General features: G+C 67.3%; 18 protein-coding genes and 1 pseudogene. 14 read left to right on the top strand and 5 right to left on the bottom strand.

The genetic code is table 11. The annotated features are described in order from the left end of the window. The first annotated feature begins 137 nt into the window (after positions 1 to 137). The 5 genes from coxB to mprF all read left to right on the top strand — a co-directional run bounded on the left by coxB (position 138) and on the right by mprF (position 7147). Entirely contained in the window at positions 138 to 1286 is a 1149-nt protein-coding gene (gene coxB / locus BOS5A_RS14655; RefSeq protein ID WP_234419436.1) for a cytochrome c oxidase subunit II, read from the top strand. Position 1287: 1 nt separating this feature from the next. After that, positions 1288 to 2952, top strand: coding sequence for a cytochrome c oxidase subunit I (gene ctaD / locus BOS5A_RS14650; protein WP_151955641.1), 1665 nt, complete (start codon positions 1288 to 1290; stop codon positions 2950 to 2952). Between the two features lie 489 nt (positions 2953 to 3441). Continuing rightward, positions 3442 to 4182, top strand: coding sequence for an AcvB/VirJ family lysyl-phosphatidylglycerol hydrolase (locus BOS5A_RS14645; RefSeq protein ID WP_151955640.1), 741 nt, complete (start codon positions 3442 to 3444; stop codon positions 4180 to 4182). Beyond that, on the top strand, positions 4179 to 4595 hold the full coding sequence (locus tag BOS5A_RS14640) for a DUF2147 domain-containing protein (protein ID WP_151955639.1): 417 nt from the start codon (positions 4179 to 4181) through the stop codon (positions 4593 to 4595). Before BOS5A_RS14645 ends, BOS5A_RS14640 begins: the two co-directional genes overlap by 4 nt. Next, positions 4592 to 7147, top strand: coding sequence for a bifunctional lysylphosphatidylglycerol flippase/synthetase MprF (gene mprF, locus BOS5A_RS14635; protein ID WP_234419350.1), 2556 nt, complete (start codon positions 4592 to 4594; stop codon positions 7145 to 7147). The genes BOS5A_RS14640 and mprF overlap by 4 nt, the downstream gene beginning before the upstream one ends. Before the next feature lie 50 nt (positions 7148 to 7197). Here the strand turns inward: mprF and BOS5A_RS16230 are convergent, their stop codons facing one another. After that, positions 7198 to 7329 carry a hypothetical protein gene (locus BOS5A_RS16230; protein WP_267903857.1) on the bottom strand — a complete coding sequence of 44 codons (132 nt, stop codon included), beginning with the start codon at positions 7327 to 7329 and terminating at the stop codon, positions 7198 to 7200. A gap of 86 nt (positions 7330 to 7415) precedes the next feature. On the opposite strand from BOS5A_RS16230, the gene BOS5A_RS14630 reads away from it, so the two are divergent. The 8 genes from BOS5A_RS14630 to BOS5A_RS14595 are packed head-to-tail and all read left to right on the top strand — an operon-like array spanning position 7416 to position 13262. Further along, complete coding sequence (locus BOS5A_RS14630; protein WP_151955637.1) at positions 7416 to 8330, top strand: heme o synthase; 915 nt, start codon at positions 7416 to 7418, stop codon at positions 8328 to 8330. Continuing rightward, on the top strand, positions 8327 to 8473 hold the full coding sequence (locus tag BOS5A_RS14625) for a hypothetical protein (RefSeq protein ID WP_199857386.1): 147 nt from the start codon (positions 8327 to 8329) through the stop codon (positions 8471 to 8473). The genes BOS5A_RS14630 and BOS5A_RS14625 overlap by 4 nt, the downstream gene beginning before the upstream one ends. Beyond that, entirely contained in the window at positions 8473 to 9012 is a 540-nt protein-coding gene (locus BOS5A_RS14620) for a cytochrome c oxidase assembly protein (RefSeq protein WP_151956019.1), read from the top strand. The genes BOS5A_RS14625 and BOS5A_RS14620 overlap by 1 nt, the downstream gene beginning before the upstream one ends. 37 nt (positions 9013 to 9049) lie before the next feature. Further along, entirely contained in the window at positions 9050 to 9961 is a 912-nt protein-coding gene (locus tag BOS5A_RS14615) for a cytochrome c oxidase subunit 3 (RefSeq protein ID WP_151955636.1), read from the top strand. Then, positions 9958 to 10362, top strand: a complete 405-nt coding sequence (locus tag BOS5A_RS14610; RefSeq protein ID WP_442800519.1) for a DUF983 domain-containing protein — start codon at positions 9958 to 9960, stop codon at positions 10360 to 10362. The genes BOS5A_RS14615 and BOS5A_RS14610 overlap by 4 nt, the downstream gene beginning before the upstream one ends. After that, the gene (locus BOS5A_RS14605; RefSeq protein ID WP_151955635.1) at positions 10359 to 10985 is read left to right on the top strand and encodes an SURF1 family protein; all 627 of its coding nucleotides are present in this window, start codon (positions 10359 to 10361) and stop codon (positions 10983 to 10985) included. Before BOS5A_RS14610 ends, BOS5A_RS14605 begins: the two co-directional genes overlap by 4 nt. An 11-nt stretch (positions 10986 to 10996) precedes the next feature. Then, entirely contained in the window at positions 10997 to 12391 is a 1395-nt protein-coding gene (gene thrC, locus BOS5A_RS14600) for a threonine synthase (RefSeq protein WP_151955634.1), read from the top strand. 1 nt (position 12392) lies between these two features. Continuing rightward, positions 12393 to 13262 carry a class I SAM-dependent methyltransferase gene (locus BOS5A_RS14595; RefSeq protein ID WP_151955633.1) on the top strand — a complete coding sequence of 290 codons (870 nt, stop codon included), beginning with the start codon at positions 12393 to 12395 and terminating at the stop codon, positions 13260 to 13262. A gap of 3 nt (positions 13263 to 13265) precedes the next feature. On the opposite strand, the gene BOS5A_RS14590 is transcribed toward BOS5A_RS14595, so the two are convergent. The 4 genes and pseudogenes from BOS5A_RS14590 to BOS5A_RS14575 all read right to left on the bottom strand — a co-directional run bounded on the left by BOS5A_RS14590 (position 13266) and on the right by BOS5A_RS14575 (position 15427). Next, positions 13266 to 13547, bottom strand: coding sequence for an ETC complex I subunit (locus tag BOS5A_RS14590; protein WP_151955632.1), 282 nt, complete (start codon positions 13545 to 13547; stop codon positions 13266 to 13268). A gap of 9 nt (positions 13548 to 13556) precedes the next feature. Further along, positions 13557 to 14525, bottom strand: a pseudogene (locus BOS5A_RS14585) (ATP-dependent helicase C-terminal domain-containing protein); the annotation flags it as partial. A gap of 105 nt (positions 14526 to 14630) precedes the next feature. Continuing rightward, on the bottom strand, positions 14631 to 15014 hold the full coding sequence (locus BOS5A_RS14580; protein ID WP_199857385.1) for an ATP-binding cassette domain-containing protein: 384 nt from the start codon (positions 15012 to 15014) through the stop codon (positions 14631 to 14633). Continuing rightward, positions 15002 to 15427 (bottom strand): TlpA family protein disulfide reductase, encoded by a 426-nt coding sequence (locus BOS5A_RS14575; protein WP_199857384.1) that lies wholly within the window; start codon positions 15425 to 15427, stop codon positions 15002 to 15004. Before BOS5A_RS14575 ends, BOS5A_RS14580 begins: the two co-directional genes overlap by 13 nt. Positions 15428 to 15604: 177 nt before the next feature. Between BOS5A_RS14575 and BOS5A_RS14570 the strand changes: the two genes are divergently transcribed. Beyond that, complete coding sequence (locus BOS5A_RS14570) at positions 15605 to 17542, top strand: M1 family metallopeptidase (RefSeq protein ID WP_151955629.1); 1938 nt, start codon at positions 15605 to 15607, stop codon at positions 17540 to 17542. The last annotated feature ends 3 nt before the right edge of the window (positions 17543 to 17545 follow it).

Genomic DNA, 17545 nt, shown 5'->3' with positions numbered 1-17545 from the left:
CGGCGCTCCCCCTGCGTATAGGCCCACTGTTTAAAAGGGGGCAAAGCCTCGCGCATGGGCCTCGCGCACGGGCGTGGCTCGGGCGACCGTCTAGAAGAGGGTGACGACGGACGATGGTGAGAAACGGGTTGAAGTCGATGATGCTGGCGGCGGGGCTGATGCTTGCCGGCATCGGCCAGGCGGGCGCCGCCGCGCCGCAAACGCCCCAGGCGGCACCTGCACCGCAGGCGGCCTCCGCCCCTGCGAACACGTCCAATGTCGCGCCGGCCAGCGCCGGTGCGCCGGCGACCGCACAACCCGCCTCGCCCGAACTGGCGATGGACGGCGCGCCCGCGATGACGGTGAAGCCGATGATCGGCCAGCCGACCGACGGGCTCTTCGGGCTCCAGCCGCAGGTGACCAAGAACGGCCAGCGCGCGCATCACTTCCATGACGTGATCCTCGTGCCGCTGATCACCGTCATCTCGCTGTTCGTGCTCGCGCTGCTGATCTACGCGATGATCCGCTTCCGCCGCGCCGCAAACCCGGTGCCGTCGAAGACCAGCCACAACACCGCGATCGAGATCATCTGGACGCTGGCGCCGGTGGTCATTCTCGTCCTGATCGCGATCCCCTCGATCGGGCTGCTCTCCGCGCAGTTCAAGCCGGCGCCCGCTGGGGCCGTCACGCTGAAGGCGATCGGCAACCAGTGGTTCTGGTCCTATCAGTATCCCGACAATGGCGGGATCGAGATCACCGCGAACCTGCTGAAGGAAAAGAACGAGGTTGCCCCCGGCGAGCGTTATCGCACCGATGCCGACGGCCCGCGCCTGCTCGCCGCCGACAACCGCGTCGTGCTGCCCGTCGGCGTGCCGATCCGCCTGATCACCACCGCCAATGACGTGATCCACAGCTGGGCGGTCCCCGCCTTCTGGATCAAGCTCGACGCAATCCCCGGCCGCCTGAACGAGACGAGCTTCACGATCGAGAAGCCGGGCCTCTATTTTGGCCAGTGCTCCGAGCTGTGCGGCGCGCGCCACGCCTATATGCCGATCGCGGTCGAGGCGGTGCCCCCGGCCGAGTTCGCCGCCTGGGTGAAGGCAAAGGGCGGGTCGATGCCGGGTAGCGTCAAGCCATCCGACAAGGTCATCCCGCAGCCGGGTGCCGCGGGCAGCGCGACGGCGCAGGCCGAAGCCGCCACCGCCGACAACGCCGCGGGTCCGGTCGAGAACGCAACCGTGACCCCAGCCACTTCCACGCAAGGTGCGACCGCCAATCCGGCCGCGACCGGCGACGCAGGACGTTAAGATGACCGATACCGCCCTCCACCCGTCCGCGTTCCAGGCGCATGACGACGCCCACGCGCATCACGACGCGGACCACAAGCCCGGCTTCTTCGCGCGCTGGTTCATGTCGACCAACCACAAGGATATCGGCACGCTGTACCTGATCTTCGCGATCGTCGCGGGGATCATCGGCGGGTCGATCTCGGGGCTGATGCGCGCCGAGCTGGCGCACCCCGGCATCCAGTATCTCGGCACATGGGCGAGCCTGCTCCACGGCGGGCCGCAGAGCCTCGACCAGTCGCTCCATTTGTGGAACGTGCTGATCACCGCGCACGGGCTCATCATGGTGTTCTTCATGGTGATGCCGGCGATGATCGGCGGGTTCGGCAACTGGTTCGTGCCGATAATGATCGGCGCGCCCGACATGGCCTTCCCGCGGATGAACAACATCAGCTTCTGGCTGCTGATCCCGTCCTTCTCGCTGCTCCTTGCCTCACCGTTCTTCGGCGGCGCGGGCAATGGCTGGACGCTCTACGCGCCGCTCTCCACCTATGGCGAGCCGGGACCGTCGACCGACATGGCGATCCTGTCGCTTCACCTCGCGGGCGCGTCGTCGATCCTGGGCGCGATCAACTTCATCACCACGATCTTCAACATGCGCGCGCCGGGCATGACGCTGCACAAGATGCCGCTGTTCGTGTGGTCGGTGCTGGTCACCGCCTTCCTGCTGCTGCTCGCGCTGCCGGTGCTCGCCGCGGCGATCACGATGCTGCTGACCGACCGCAATTTCGGGACGACCTTCTTCGATCCGGCCGGCGGCGGCGATCCGGTGCTCTACCAGCATCTGTTCTGGTTCTTCGGCCATCCCGAAGTGTACATCATGATCCTGCCGGGCTTCGGCATCGTCAGCCAGATCATCTCGACGTTCAGCCGCAAGCCCGTGTTCGGCTATCTCGGCATGGCCTATGCGATGGTCGCGATCGGTGTGGTCGGGTTCGTCGTGTGGGCGCACCACATGTTCACCACCGGCCTCAGCGTGAACACCAAGATGTATTTCACCGCGGCGACGATGGTCATCGCGGTGCCGACCGGCATCAAGATCTTCTCATGGATCGCGACGATGTGGGGCGGGTCGATGACGTTCAAGACCCCGATGGTCTGGGCGATCGGCTTCATCTTCATGTTCACCGTCGGCGGCGTGACGGGGGTCGTCCTCGCCAATGGCGGCGTCGACGATTACATGCAGGACACCTATTACGTCGTGGCGCACTTCCACTATGTGTTGTCGCTGGGCGCAGTGTTCAGCCTCTTCGCCGGCTTCTACTACTGGTTCCCGAAAATGTCGGGGCGGATGTATAACGAGCTGCTCGGCCAGCTGCACTTCTGGGTGTTCTTCATCGGCGTGAACGTGATGTTCTTCCCGATGCACTTCCTGGGGCTGCAGGGCATGCCGCGCCGCTATCCGGATTATCCGGACGCCTATGCGCACTGGAACGGGATCGCGACGATCGGCTACATGATCATGGCCGCGGGCATGGCGATCTTCTTCGTCAACCTGATCTGGTCGCTGCTGGCGGGCAAGAAGGCGGACGACAACCCCTGGGGCGACGGCGCGACGACGCTGGAGTGGACGCTGTCCTCGCCGCCGCCCTATCACCAGTTCGAGACGCTGCCGCGGATCGATTGAGCCGGAGTGCGTCGCGCACGCTGCGCGGCGCTGCCCGCAAGGGCACGCGAACGGCAGGCCGGCGGGGCATCGCCCCGTTCGACGACACCGGATTAACGCCGGTGTCGGCCCGGCCAAAAAGAAACGCCCCGGCTGCCGCCGGGGCGTTTCTTTTCTTCGAACGAAAAGGGCTGGCTGGAATCACTACCTCCGTTCGTTTCGAGCGAAGTCGAGAAACGCTGGACAGCGCTTGGAAACGTTTCTCGACTACGCTCGAAACCAACGGGCGGATAAAGGGAGGAAGAAAGCGCTCTGCCGACCGCTTTCTTCCTTCCATTTTGACCACTTATCCGCCCCTTAAAAAAGCGGGACCCCGGCTCGGGGGCCGGGGTGACGAGGGGCTTCAGGCACGTCCCGCCCCGCCCCCCCCACGCCCTCTCCCCGGGGGCGTGACAGCTTCGTCATCGCGCCGCCATCATCGCGTCAACGCTGCGCGCATAGACCGCGGGGATGCCTCGCCCCCGCCCCCGTCGTCTCCGTCCGTTCGGCCTTGCGGCCGCCGCCGTTGCGCTGGCGATCGCGGTCACCGCCTGGGCCGGCGGTTTCTTCGACGCCGACGCCTATCATCTGCTCGCCGCCGACGGCCCCAAGACCCGGCTCGCCGCGCTCTATTTCAGCGGCGACATGGGCCTCCGTTTCGGCATGGGGCCGCCGACGACGCGGGCGCTGGCCGAACACGGCATCCCCATACTCGGCGTCAGTTCCTCCACCGCCTTTCGCACGCGCAAGACCCGTGCGGAGATCGACGCGATCGTCGCCGACAGCGCGCGGCGCGCGCTTGCGCAGACGGGCGCCGCGCGACTGGTGCTGATCGGCCAGTCCTATGGCAGCGACATCCTGCAGACGGGCCTCGCCGACTTTCCCGCCGACCTGCGCGCAAAGGTGGCCGCGATCGTCCTCGTTGTGCCCGGGCAAAGCGTGTATTTCCGCGCCGACCCGTCCGGCCTCGCCTATCGCGCCGCTCCCGATTCGATCGCGACGACGACTGCGCGCACCATTACCTGGGCACCGCTGACCTGCATCTACGGCAAGGCCGAACCAGACAGCCTGTGCCCGCTCCTCCGCCTGCCCAATGCGACCATCGTCGCGATGCCGGGCGGGCATTTCCTCGGCCATGACGACGCCAGCCTGGTCGGGCACGTCCTCGGCGCGCTGCGCGGCGTCATCCAATCCAGCCGGACCCCGTCATGAAACGCCTATCACCCCTGCTCGCCCTGCCGATCGCCGCGACGGCGATCGTCGCCGCGGTTCCCGTGCCCGACAGCACGCCGCCGATCGGTCGCTGGGCCAATCCGCGCCATACGCTGGAAGTCGAAACCCACGCCTGCGGGCCGTCGACGCTCTGCGGCGCGATCGTCTGGGCCGATTCGACCGCGCAGTCCGATGCGCGCGACGCCGGAGTGCAACGGCTCGTCGGCATGCAGTTGCTGCAAGGCTATCGCGCAGCGGGCGGCGGCGAGTGGTCGGGACGGGTCTATGTGCCCGACATGGGGCGGACCTTTCCGTCACACATCCGGCTGACCACCCCCGACACGCTGACCATCGCCGGGTGCCTGATGGGCCACTTGTTCTGCAAGTCGCAGACATGGCGGCGCGTGGGGTGAGCACGCCCGCCGCGCGGTTGGCCGGCTTTGCCCGGCGCAACCGGCGCATCCTGACCCTCGCGCTCGTCGCGCTCATCGGCACGCTCGGCTTTCTCGCGCTCCACCGCGTGCTGCTGAGCGTGCACCTGAAGGATGTGCGGGCCAGCCTAGCGCAGATCCCGCCGGCGCGGATCGCCCTTGCCTTCGTGTTGACGGCGCTCAGCTATCTCGCGCTGACGTTCTACGACGTCATCGCGCTCAGCACGATCGGTCGCCGATTGCCGTGGCGCACCGCCGCGGTCGCGTCGTTCACCAGCTATACGCTCAGCCACAATCTCGGCCTTTCGCTGCTGACCGGGGGGTCGGCGCGACTGCGCATCTACCGCGGCGCGGGGCTCAGCCTTGCCGAGACGGGGCAGGTCGTCCTGATCGCGTCGATCACTTTCTGGATCGGCGTCGGCGGGGTCGCGGCCCTCGCACTGCTGGCGGGCGGTGGCGGCGTCACCGTGCTGGGGCAGGATTTCACCGCCGATGCGGCGCGGCTGATGGGGCTGGCGCTCGCCGCCCTCCTCGCGGGCCTGCCGCTCGCACGGGCGATGGGGATGAAGCGCATCGCCGCTCTCAACTTCGACCTGCCGATCCCGACGCTTCCCCGCCAGGCAACCCTCGCCATCGTCGCGCTGGTCGATCTGGCCGCGGCGTCCGCCGCGCTGTTCGTGCTCGTCCCCGATCTCTCGCCGGCGCTCTTTCCCGCTTTCCTGTTCGCCTACGCCCTCGCGATCGTCATCGCGCTCGTCAGCCATGTGCCGGGCGGGGTCGGCGTGTTCGAGGCGGTAATGATCGCCTCGGTCCCCGGCGATCGGCCGGACGTCTTCGCGGCGCTCCTCCTGTATCGGCTCATCTACTACATCCTGCCGCTCCTCCTCGCGGCGAGTGGCGTGCTGGTCGCGGAAGGGTATCGCCTGCGCCACCCGATCGCGCGCGGGCTCGGCTTCGTCCAGCGCACCGCGCGCGGATTTGCGCCGACGGCCGTCACGGTGCTGGTCTTCACCGGCGGGCTGATCCTGCTCGTCTCCGGCGCGTTGCCGGGTGTGAAGGGTCGCCTGAGTGCGCTCGACGAGCTGCTGCCCCTGCCCTTCATCGAAGGGTCGCATCTCGCCGGGAGCCTTGTCGGCACAGCTCTGCTGCTCGTCGCACCCGCCCTGCGGGCACGACTGCGCAGTGGCTTCGATACCGCGCGGCTGATGCTCGCGGGCGGCATCGTCTTCTCGCTTGCCAAGGGCTTCGATTGGGAAGAAGCGCTGCTGATCGCGGCCATCCTTGCGGTGCTGCAATATGCCCGGCCGGCCTTCACCCGGCGCGGCGGCGTGTTCACCGATCCGCCCGACTGGCGCTGGATCGCCGCCGCCGCCGCCGCGATCGCGATGAGCGTATGGGCTGGGTTCTTCGCCTATAAGCGCATCCCCTATTCCGATGACTTATGGTGGCGGTTTGCCCTTAAAGGGAATGCGCCACGCTTCCTGCGCGCGAGTTTCGGCGCGGGCGTGCTCCTTGCCGCGACCGCGCTCTGGCACCTGCTCGCCGCGCACCGGCCGCGCGCCATCGCCGACATTCTGCCCGACGACGTGGCGCAGGCGGCGTTCGCGCGCTCGCCGCGCAGCGATGCGAATCTGGCGCTTACCGGCGACAAGCGCTTCCTGCTGTCAGCTGCCCATGACGCGTTCCTGATGTACCGCGTGCAGGGGCGCAGCTGGATCGTGATGGGCGACCCCGTCGGCCCGCGCGCGGCGTGGGACGAGCTTCTCTGGGCACTAAGGCGGCGCGCGCATGGCGAGCGCGGCCGGATCTGCGTGTTCCAGGCGAGCGAGGCGATGCTGCCGCTGTTTGTCGACCTTGGCCTCCAGCCGATGAAATATGGCGAGGAGGCGCGCGTCGATCTCACCCGCTTCACGCTGGCCGGCCCGCGCGCGAAGCCGCTGCGGCACGCGATCCGGCGGTGCGATGCGGCAGGCGCGGTCTTCTCCATCGTATCGGCCGCCGAAATGCCGCCGATGATGGCGGAACTCCGCGCGATTTCCGACGAATGGCTCGGCGACCGGCACGGCCGCGAGAAGCGCTTCAGCCTCGGTGCGTTCGACGCCGGCTATCTCGCGCACTTCGACATGGCGGTCGTTCGGGTCGGCAACCGCATCGTCGCCTTCGCCAATATCTGGCGTTCTGGCGACGGGACGGAGGCTTCTATCGACCTCATGCGCCATGTGAACGATGCGCCCTATGGCACGATGGACATGATGATCGTGCGGCTGATCGAGTGGGCGCGGACGCAAGGGTTCGCGCGGTTCAACCTCGGAATGGCGCCGCTGTCGGGGCTGCGCGCCGGGCCGCTCGCGCCGATCTGGGCGCGGATCGGGCATCTGCTGTTCGACAATGGCGAGCGACTTTATGGCTTTGCGGGGCTTCGCGCGTTCAAGGAGAAGTTCGGGCCGGATTGGGTGCCGCGCTTCGTCGCGACGCCGCCGGGACTGTCGGCAGCGCGCGGCATGATCGACATCGCGCGGCTGGTCAGCGGGTAGAAGGTCGTCACATTTTATGTGTCCCCACGAAGGCGGGAGCACAACAGGCGCTACAGCACATCTCCGAACATCAGCCACAGCATGACGAACCACGCTAACAACCCCAGCACCCCGATGAACACGCTCAGATGTTCGCGGATCCAGCGGAAAGCAGTGCGCGGAGTATCGTCCTCGTCGGTCATCGCACCGGCCTAGCGACAATCGCCTGACGTCCGCAACCGTGCGCCCTTTCTTCCGCGGCGGACAGCCGATATAGGCGGCCGCGACCATGACCACCGAGACGCTGCTCCCCGATACCGCGACGCTGCCGGCCGACTGGCGCGACTTCCTGGCGCTGACGAAGCCGCGGGTGATGACGCTCGTCGTCTTCACCGCACTGTGCGGGATGCTGGCGGCGCCGGTGCACCTCGATCCGGTCATCGGCTTCACCGCGATCCTGTGCATTGCGCTCGGTGCGGGAGCCTCTGGGGCGCTCAACCAATGGTATGAAGCGGACCTGGACGCGCAGATGCGCCGCACCGCCAGGCGCCCGCTTCCGGCCGGGCGCATGGACCGGCAGGCGGCGCTCCATTTCGGCGTCGGGCTCAGCGTCTTTTCGGTCATTCTGATGGGGCTGGCGGTCAATCTCGTTTCCGCGCTGATCCTCGCGATCTCGATCCTGTTCTACGTCGTCGTCTATACGGCCTGGCTGAAGCCGCGGACGCCGCAGAATATCGTCATCGGCGGCGCGGCGGGCGCGTTTCCGCCGCTGCTCGGCTGGGCCGCGGCGACAGGCGACGTCACGCTCATGCCGGTACTTCTGTTTGCGATCATCTTCCTGTGGACCCCGCCGCACTTCTGGGCGCTGTCGCTGTTCGTGAAGACCGACTACGCCAATGCCGGCATTCCGATGCTGCCGGTCGTCGCCGGCGAGCGCGTGACGCGCCAGCAGATCGGCCTTTACACCATTCCGATGGCGGCCGCGGCCGTCGCGCCCTGGCCGCTGGGCTTCACCGGCGCGATCTACGGGCTGGTCGCAGTCGTGACGACCGCGATCTTCGGCTTCCATGCGGCTCGCGTGGCGGTTCGCACGACGCAGGTCGACGACACGATGAAGCCAGAAAAGACGCTGTTCAAATATTCGATCCTCTATCTTTTCGTGATCTTCGGCGCGCTCGTCGTCGATCGGTGGGTGCTGGCATGACGGTGAACGACGATCGCGAACGGCAGGACCTGATCCGCCAGCGCCAGAAGAGCCGCGCGCTCATCCTCGCGCTGCTGCTCGGCGCGCTCGTCGTCCTCGTCTTCGCGATCACCATCGCCAAGATTCGCGCAGGCATGGCATGATGCGGATTACCGGCAAGGCGAAGACGGTGCTCTTCCTGATGGCGTGCCTCGGCGTCATGACCGGCCTGTCCGCCGCCAGCGTGCCGCTCTACCGGCTGTTCTGCCAGGCGACCGGACTCAACGGCACCACCCAGCGCGGGACGCAGGCGCCCGGTGCGATCAACGACAGGGTCCGCATCGATTTCGACGCGAACGTCAGCCCGAAACTGCCGTGGAAATTTGCCCCCGAACTGAAATCCGACACGATCGACGTCGGCGCGCGCGACATGGCGTTCTTCACCGCGACCAACCTCAGCGACCATCCGATCACGGGCAGTGCGACCTACAACGTCACCCCGGCGCAGGCCGGCAAGTATTTCACCAAGATCCAGTGTTTCTGTTTCACCCAGCAGACGCTGAAACCCGGCGAGACCGCGAGGATGCCGGTGATCTTCTTCGTCGATCCGAAGATCGCGACCGATCCGGATACGCGCGACGTCCAGACGATCACGCTCAGCTACACATTTTACCCGGTGGATTCCGGGAAAGCCGCAAGCTAGAGCAAGCGCAAAGAACCGAACCTACAGGGATGAGATGATGGCCGGCGCCAAGACCCACGACTACCATATCCTGCCACCAAGCCCCTGGCCGATCATCGGCGCCTTCTCCGCGCTCATCATGGCAGCGGGCGGGATCATGTATATGCATTCGGCGGCGCATGGCGGCTGGGTGTTCCTGATCGGGCTTGCCGCCGTCCTCTTCACCATGTGGGGCTGGTGGCACCAGGTGATCCGCGAGGCGCATGCCGGCGATCACACGCCCGTCGTCCAGCTGCATTTTCGCTACGGGATGATCCTGTTCATCGCCTCCGAGGTGATGTTCTTCGTCGGCTGGTTCTGGGCGTTCTTCGACTTCTCGCTGTTCCCGACCGCGATGAGCTTCGTCGACGGGCAGGTCGAGCGCGCCGCCGAAGGTGCGGCAGCCATCGCCGCGCAGTGGCCGCCCAAGGGGCTGGAGGTCATCAACGCCTTCGAATTTCCGCTGCTCAACACGCTCATCCTGCTGACCAGCGGCACGACCGTGACCTGGGCGCACCATGCGCTAATTCACGGGCAGCGCGGCGGCGAGAAGACCGGGCTGTGGGGCCTGCTGGGCGTCGGGAACCGCGACGGCGTGCTAAAGGGCCTGTGGCTGACGATCGTGCTCGGCGTGCTGTTCACCTCGATCCAGGCTTATGAATACGCCCACGCGCCCTTCCCCTTCAAGGGACTGAACTACGGCGCGTCGTTCTTCATGGCGACGGGGTTTCACGGCTTCCACGTGCTGATCGGGACGATCTTCCTGATCGTGACGCTGATCCGCACCTACAAGGGCGACTTCACCCCGAAGCAGCATTTCGGCTTCGAGGCGGCGGCCTGGTACTGGCACTTCGTCGACGTGGTGTGGCTGTTCCTGTTTGTCAGCATCTACGTCTGGGGCGGCTGGGGCGCACCGGTCCACGCCGGTTGACCGATCCCACTGCCGAGAGTGAACGGGGCGCGGTGCTGGTGTCAGCACCGCGCCCCATCGATTCCGGGCTGAAGGGCGTGTGCCCGCGCTGCGGTGCGCCGACCCTGTTCGCCGGCCCGATCCGCTTCGCCGATCGCTGCCGTGCCTGCGGGCTCGATTTCTCCACCTTCAACGTCGGCGACGGACCGGCGGCGTTTCTTACGCTCATCCTCGGCACGATCGTGGTGATCCTGGCGATTACCGTCGAACTCACCCTCCACCCGCCGCTGTGGCTGCACATGCTTATCTGGATTCCGGTGACGCTCGTGGGCGTCGTCGCTTCGCTGCGGCTCGCCAAGGGCTGGCTGATCGCGCTGGAGTATCGCAACGCCGCGCGTGAAGGGCGGATCGAGCCGCGATGAAGCGAATCCCCCTCATCCCGACGGTCGTCGTGACGCTCGCCGTCGCGGCAATGATCGCGCTCGGCTTCTGGCAGTTGCAGCGACTCCAAGAGAAGGAAGCGCTGCTCGCAGTCTATGCGCACAATGAGGCGCTGCCTGCGATCGCGCTTCCGCAGTTCCCCGACGACCGCGTGCTCTTTCGCAAGGCGAGCGCAATCTGCCTCGAACCCGTTCGGTGGGAAGCGCAGTCCGGCCGCGACGCGAAGGGGCGCACCGGCTGGCGCCAGATCGCGCAGTGCCGCACTGGCGCGGAAGGCCCCGGCTTCTGGGTCCAGGTCGGCGTCGCGACCGATCCGGGCGCAAAACCCGTCTGGCGCGGCGGGCCGGTGAGCGGCTACGTCACTCACGCCCCCGATCACCGGCCGCTGATCGCCGGCATCTTCGATCACACGCCAAAGGCGCTGATGATCGTCGCCGACACGCCGCTTCCCGGCCTTGCCGCGAACTCGGCGGCGGACCTGTCGGCGGTGCCCAACAACCATTTGGCCTATGCGGTGCAGTGGTTCCTGTTCGCAGGGATCGCCGCGATCATCTACGCGCTGGCGCTGCGGCGGCGGCTTGTGGCGGCGAGGCGCCCCCGCTAGGTCCGGCGACCATGCGGTATGTGAGCACGCGCGGGGGCGCCCCCGCACTCGATTTCCGGGGCGCAACCCTCGCCGGGCTTGCCAGCGACGGCGGGCTGTATGTCCCCGAGGCTTGGCCACGCCTTTCCCACGACGAGATCGCAGCGCTCGCGGGACTCTCCTATGCCGAAACGGCGGCGCGGGTCATGGCGCCGTTCGTCGGCGACGCGCTGACCACGGACGAGCTTCGCGCGCTGTGCGAGGCCGCTTATGGCCGCTTTGCCCACGCCGCGGTCACGCCGCTCGTCCAGCTCGACCATGACCAGTGGCTGCTTGAGCTCTTCCACGGCCCCACGCTCGCGTTCAAGGATGTCGCGCTGCAGTTGCTCGGGCTTCTCTTCGAGCGATTCCTCGCTGGCACCAGCGATCATCTGACAATCATCGGCGCGACGAGCGGGGATACGGGCTCTGCGGCGATCGATGCGGTCGCGGGGCGGATGGGCGTCAATATCTTCATGCTCCACCCCGAAGGGCGCGTGTCCGACGTGCAGCGCCGCCAGATGACGACGGTGCTTGCCCCCAACGTCCACAACATCGCGATATCGGGCGATTTCGACACCGCGCAGGCGCTGGTGAAGGCGATGTTCAACGACGCGGCGTTCGCTTCGCGTTTCCGGTTGTCGGCGGTGAATTCAATCAATTGGGCGCGGCTGATGGCGCAGGTGGTGTATTATTTCTACGCTGCCGTTCGATTGGGCGCTCCGCAGCGGGCGGTCGCGTTCAGCGTGCCGACGGGCAATTTCGGGGACGTCTTCGCGGGCTATGTCGCCGCGAAGATGGGGCTGCCGATCGTGAAGCTGATCGTGGCGACCAACGTCAACGATATCCTCCACCGCGCGTTGTCCAGCGGTGATTATTCGAGCAGCGCCGTGGTGGCGACCCCGACGCCGTCGATGGACATTCAGGTGTCGTCGAATTTCGAGCGCCTGCTCTTCGATCTGGGGGGCCGCGACGGGGATGCGCTGGCCGGACAGATGCGCGGGTTCGAAGCGTCGCGCGCGATGCGGCTCACCAACGCACAGCGCGAGGGTGCGGCCTCGCTCTTCGCAAGCGACCGAGTCGATATCGACGACATGACGCGCGCGATGCGGTGGGCATATGAGAGCGCTGGTCAAGTGATCGATCCGCATACCGCGATCGGTCTCGCGGCGGCGCGCCGGGCGAACGTCGATGTGCCGATGGTGACGCTCGCCACCGCGCATCCGGCAAAGTTCGGCGATGCGGTGGAGCGAGCGACGGGCGTGCGCCCCTCGCTGCCGTCGCGGATCGGCGACCTGTTCGACCGTGAGGAGCGCTGCACAACGTTGCCGGCGACCTTCAACGCCGTGACCGGCTTCATCGGCGAGCGCGCGGCGGCGCGGGGCTGAGATGGAGCTGAAGACCCTCGTCGGCGAGCCTTGGGCCGATTACGGCCTGGTCGATTGCGGCCACGGCAGGAAGCTGGAACGCTATGGCCGCTTCCGCTTCGTCCGCCCCGAGCCACAGGCGCTATGGGCGCCCGCCAGCACCGACTGGCGGTTCGACGGCGAGTTCGTGCCCGGATCGGACGAGGATGGCGGCGGACGCTGGGTGTTCGGCAACCCAACCCCGCGCGACGGCTGGACGCTGGGCTGGGACGCGGTGCGCTTCACCGCGCAGACGACGCCGTTCCGCCATCTCGGCTTCTTTCCGGACATGGCCCCGGTCTGGTCGTGGATTCGCGAGCAGACCGCTGGCACGGACGCGCCGACGCTGATGAATCTGTTCGGCTATACCGGCGTCGGCACGCTCGCGATGGCAGCATCCGGCGCGCAGATGGTCCATGTCGATGCGTCGAAGAAGTCGGTCGAGGCGGCGCGCGCCAATGCCGCGCTGTCGGGCATGACCGACTTGCCCGTCCGCTGGATCATCGACGACGCCGCGAAATTCGTCGCGCGCGAGGTGCGCCGCGAGCGGCGCTATGACGGCATCCTGCTCGACCCGCCGAAATATGGCCGCGGGCCGGATGGCGAAATCTGGCGGCTGGAGGAAGACCTGCCCGGACTCATCGCCAATTGCCGGCAACTGCTCGATGCCGATTCGCGCTTCCTGTTCCTGACGGTCTATGCGGTTCGCATGTCCGCGCTCGCGATCGGGGAAATGCTGAAACAGGCGTTCGCCGACTTGCCGGGCACGGTCGAGGCGGGGGAACTCGCGGTGCGCGAGGAAGCGCGCGGGCTTGCACTGCCTACTGCGATCTGGGCGCGCTGGTCGCGCTAGCGTTCAGCGAAAATTGTCGGCGTAAGCCTGCAGCTTCAGCGTCTTCGTCGGTGGCGGCACGATCGTGAAGGCCAGACCCTCGCGCTCGCAATAAGCGGTCGCAGCCGCCTGAGTCGGGAAATACAGCCGCACCTGATCGCGGGTATCGCCGCTCCCTGCCCAGCCGGTGAGCGGATCGGGACGCTTCGCCTCGGCGGGTTCGAATTCGAGCTGCCAGAGATCGGTCCGGGCCTTGCCGGACTGCATCGCGTTCTTGGGGCGCTGGAAGATACGGGCGGTCGTCATGTCGCCCCCTTATCGCTGTTCGCCGCGCCTTGCATCCGCCTTTTTCGTGCGCAGCGTCGCCGAGGCGGCGGCGGGATCGTCAGGCCAGGGGTGACGCGGGTAGCGCCCGCGCATTTCCCTGGCGACCGCGGCCCAGCTTCCCGCCCAGAATCCCGGCAGATCGCGCGTCGTCTGGATCGGGCGTCCCGCGGGCGAGGTCAGGCTGAGGACAAGCGGCACCCTCGCCTCGCCGACGACAGGGTGCTCGGCCAACCCGAAGAGCGCCTGCACGCGCAGCTCGACGCGCGGGCCCCCGTCTGCGCCGTAATCGATCGCATGCGTGCTGCCCGCCGGGCTGGTGAAATCGGCGGGCGCGATCCGATCGAGCGCGCGCATCCCTTCCCAGCCAACCAGATTGCGCAACGCGTCGGTGAGCGCCCCGGACGGGATCGCGTCGAGCCGGCGGCGGCCTTCGACCAGCGGCGGCAGCCATTCGTCCAACCGCGCGATCAGGTTCCCTTCATCGAGCGCCACGGCATGGTTCGCGAAAGCGGCGCGGTTGCGGATCGCGCGCGCGCCGTCACCCCATGGCAGCAGCTCGAGCCCGTGCGTGCGCACGCCGTCCAGCAACGCGGCAGACAGGATCGCCGGATCGGCGCGGTCGTCGGGTCCGCTCGCCATCCGGATTGCACCGAGCCGCCGCTCGCGAATGGCGCGGACCGCCCCCGTTTCGCGGTCGAAATCGGCGGTGCGGCGCGTTTCTATACGGTCGGCGAACAGCGTTTCGACCTCCGCGAGGTCAAGCGGTGCGGCCGACAGGATGCGCGCACCCGCGGCCATCCCTGCGGTTTCGGCGACGGCCAGCCATTCCTCGCGCGCGAGCGGTGAGGACGGATCGAGCCGGAACCCCCGCCCGCCGACCGACGCCCACGCCTCGCCCGACGCATCGCGGCGTTTGGCCACGCGGTCGGGGAAAGCGAGCGCGAGAACCCCTCCCACTCCCCTCCCTGGAAGGGAGCGACAAACCATCGAACATCGACGCTTGCAGCACCGCAAGCGCGCCGCCTAACATCAACCCCCAGACGAGGCCCGCACTCCACTAATTTACGCCGCGAGATGCGCCAAATGATCTGACGACGGACACCGCGCTCCCGTGGCGAACGGCGCGAGCAGCATGTTGTCCAGCGCGGAGAGGCCGGGGATGAGGTGCAGGTCCTGAAAAATCAGCCCGATATGGCGGCCACGATGGCAATCGCGCGCCGCGCTTGAGAAACGGCCGACATCCTCGCCATCGATGCAGATCGTGCCTTCCAGTCGATCGGCAAGGCCTGCCACCGCCAGCAGCAGGGTCGTCTTGCCCGAACCGGAAACCCCGCCGAGCACCGCCGCGTCGCCGGCGCCGACCGCCAGGTGTGCGACGCGCGCGATCGGCTTGCCGCCATAGCCCGCGACCAGCCCCTTTACCGCCAACCCCCTCACTTCCGGCACCGCGCTGCCCATTGTTTCAACTGATCGGTGCCGAGCAGGCCGAGTTTGCGCCCGCAGACCTTGCCGTTGCGGTCGAGCGCGACCGCGACCGGCAACGCGCTGCCCGCGCCGCCCCATTGATCGAGCACGGCGCGCGGCGGGCGTCCATCGGCATAGGCCCCCTGCACCGACTGCCCACGCGCAACGAGCGTCCTGCGAGCCAGCGCGGGCGGATCGATCGCGAGCGTCCGGACCGGCAATGGGGCTGCCGCCGCCGCGAGCCGGGGCAATCGCGCGATCTCCGCCTGACATGATGCGCACCAGCTCGCCCAGAGCACCACCACCGCCGGCCCGGCAAGCGGACCCTCGGCGGGCGACAATGGCTGCGCCGAGGATGCCGGGATCACAACCGCCAGTAGCAGGGGAATCAACATCGGCACACCAACCTTCAAGCGCGTAATACTATAACGTATCCCAAATGCCAGTCGCAACTTCGGGATCCGGCGCGCGGATCGGCCGCTTTGCACGGCTGCGACCCCGCCCGGCCTGTTGCCGACCGGCGGATCAACCGATACGCACGGGATATAGAGTCTCAAAGGAGTGCGCTGCGGATGCGGCTGGTGAAGAACGGCGCGGTCATGCTTGCTGTGGTGGCGGCCTCTTCGGCGGCGGCGCAGAGCTACGATCCGCGCGAGACCTTCGCGCCGTTCGGCATGGGACAGGCGGTCAATGTCTATCGCGGCGCGAACGGCATGCCGGGCCCGGCCTATTGGCAGAACCGTGCCGATTATGTGCTGCGCGCGACGCTCGATCCCGCAACCAAATCGATCACCGGCACCGCGACGATCACCTACACCAACAACAGCCCCGACACGCTCTACGTGCTGTGGTTGCAGCTCGACCAGAATCTCTACAGGCAGGGCTCGCGCGGGCGCCTGGCGGGCGGCGGGAGCCGTCCGGCTGGTAGCACCGACGGCATGACGCTGGACAGCGTCAGCGTCGCAGCGGCGGGCAAGGCGGTGTCCGTGACGCCGCTGATTTCCGATACCCGCGCGCAACTGCGCCTGCCGGCGCCGCTCGCGCCGCATGCCAAGACGGTGGTGACGATCCGCTACCACTATACCATCCCGGGCGCGTTCGGCGGCCGCACGTCCTGGGGCCGATCGCGCGACGCGGAGGTGTATGACATCGCGCAATGGTATCCGCGCATGGCGGTGTACGACGATATCCGCGGGTGGGACACCGCGCCCTATCTCGCGCAGGAATTCTACCTCACCTACGGCAATTTCGATTACTGGATCACGCTGCCGTCAAGCATGATCGTCGCCGGATCGGGCGAGTTGATGAACCCGGCGGAGGTGTTGACCCGAACTCAGCTCGCCCGGCTCGCCAAGGCGCGCGCCAGCGACGCCACGATGATGATCCGCGATCCGTCCGAGATTGCCGATCCCGCCACGCGGCCCAGGGCGGGCGACACGCTGACCTGGCATTTCCGGATGGAGAACACCCGCGATGTCGCGTTCGCCGCGTCGAGCGGCTTCGCCTGGGATGCCGCGCGGATCAACCTGCCCGGCGGCAGGACCGCACTCGCGCAGTCGGTCTATCCGGCGGAGAGCCAGGGCGCGGACAAATGGGGGCGTTCGACCGAATATCTGAAGGATGCGGTCGAGCGGTTCTCGGCCAAATGGTTTCCCTATCCCTGGCCGAACGCGATCAACGTCGCCGGGCCGACCAGCGGCATGGAATATCCAGGCATCATCTTCGACGGCCCCGACGACGCCGGCAAGGAGCTGTTCTGGATCACCGCGCACGAGATCGGCCATAGCTGGTTCCCGATGATCGTCGGCTTCGACGAGCGCCGCGACGCCTGGATGGACGAGGGCTTCAACACCTTCATCGACGTCTATGAATCGGACGAGTTCAACAAGGGCGAATACGCGCCCAAGCGCGATTCCGAATATGCTGAGGGCGGGGGCAATCCGGTCGATGAAATCCTGCCGATCCTCGCCGACAAGGATGCGCCGCCAATCCTGTCGCGCGCGGACACGGTGGTCGAGAAATGGCGCCACCCGGTCACCTATTTCAAGTCGGCACTCGGTCTCGTTCTGCTGCGCGAGCAGATTTTGGGGCCGGAGCGGTTCGACCCCGCCTTCCGCCGTTTCATCGCCGCCTGGGCGTTCAGGCACCCCAAGCCCGCAGACTTCTTTCGCGCGATGGAAAGCGACGCTGGCGAGGACTTGAGCTGGTGGTGGCGCGGCTGGTATGCGAACAACTGGCAAATGGACCTCGCGGTCGCGGGGATCGAGGCCGCGAAGGACGGGACGCCGCTGATCCGCGTCGAGGCGCGCGACCGGCTGGTGATGCCTGCCACGCTGCGAGTCAGCTATGATGATGGGCGGACGACCGATCTGCGGCTGCCGGCGGAGACGTGGATCCGTCAAGCCTCGGTCGCGGTTCCGGTTCCGACCGGTCGCGTCGCCAAGGTCGAACTCGACCCTGACCACAAGCTCCCGGATCGCGATCGAGCGAACAACATTATGAAGCGTTGAAGG

Source organism: Sphingomonas sp. EC-HK361, assembly GCF_902498785.1.
Lineage (GTDB): Bacteria > Pseudomonadota > Alphaproteobacteria > Sphingomonadales > Sphingomonadaceae > Sphingomonas.
This window is presented reverse-complemented; position numbering and strand designations above follow the sequence as displayed.